This is a genomic window from Nonomuraea sp. NPDC047529 (genome assembly GCF_040642995.1).
Classification (GTDB): Bacteria; Actinomycetota; Actinomycetes; order Streptosporangiales; family Streptosporangiaceae; genus Nonomuraea.
On sequence record NZ_JBEYTJ010000119.1, the window covers coordinates 1 to 1,181 of the forward strand.

The window sequence follows — 1,181 nt, forward strand, 5'->3', positions numbered from 1 at the left end:
GACACCCGCACCACCGACAACACCGGACCGAAGATCTCCTCCGTGTGCGTCCGCGACCCCACCGGCACCTGATCCAGCACCGACGGCCCCAGCCAGAACCCCTCGACCCGGCCGCCCAGCACCTCGACCTCCCGCCCGTCCACCACCAGCTTGGCGCCCTCGGCCACACCCAGATCCAGGTAAGAGGCCACCTTGTCCCGATGCGCCCGCGTCACCAGCGGCCCCATCTCCGACCGCGGATCATCACCCGGCCCGACCACCAACCGGCCCACCCGCTCCACGATCTTCCCGACCAGCTCATCCCCCACCGGATCCACCGCCAGCACGACCGAGATCGCCATGCACCGCTCACCCGCAGACCCGAACCCCGCCGACACCGCCGCATCAGCCACCAGATCCAGATCCGCGTCCGGCAGCACCAGCATGTGATTCTTGGCCCCGCCCAGCGCCTGCACCCGCTTACCGTGCCTGCTGCCCGTCTCATACACATACCGGGCGATCGGCGTCGAACCCACGAACGACACCGCCGCCACATCCGGGTGCTCCAGCAGCCGATCCACCGCCACCTTGTCACCCTGCACCACCGAGAACACCCCGTCCGGCAGCCCCGCCTCCCGCCACAACCGCGCCATCAGCAACGACGCCGACGGATCCCGCTCCGACGGCTTCAACACGAACGCGTTCCCGCACGCGATCGCCACCGGGAACATCCACATCGGCACCATCGCCGGGAAGTTGAACGGCGTGATCCCCGCCACCACCCCCAACGGCTGCCGCATCGAGTACGAATCCACCCGCGTCGAGACACCCTCGGAGAAACCCCCCTTCAGCAGATGCGGGATCCCGCACGCGAACTCCACCACCTCCAGCCCGCGCGCCACCTCCCCCAACGCGTCCGAGTGCACCTTGCCGTGCTCGGCCGAGATCAACGCGGCCAGCTCGTCACGATGGGCGTCCATCAGCTCACGGAACCGGAACAGCACCTGCGCCCGCCTGACCAGCGAGGCGTCCCGCCACGCCGGGAAAGCCGCCACCGCCGCCGCGACCGCCGCGTCCACCTCAGCGGCCGAAGCCAGCGCGACATGACCGCTGACCTCACCGGTCGCCGGGTTGAAGACCTCCGCCGTCCGGCCACCGCCGTCCGTCAGGGCGCCGTTGATCCAATGCTTGACCGACTTCAC

1 protein-coding gene is annotated in these 1,181 nt (G+C 69.7%); it reads right to left on the bottom strand.

The window, feature by feature from the left end:
- On the bottom strand, positions 1-1,181 hold a 1,181-nt coding region (gene mmsA / locus ABZ815_RS52820), incomplete at its 3' end, for a CoA-acylating methylmalonate-semialdehyde dehydrogenase (RefSeq protein WP_357711159.1).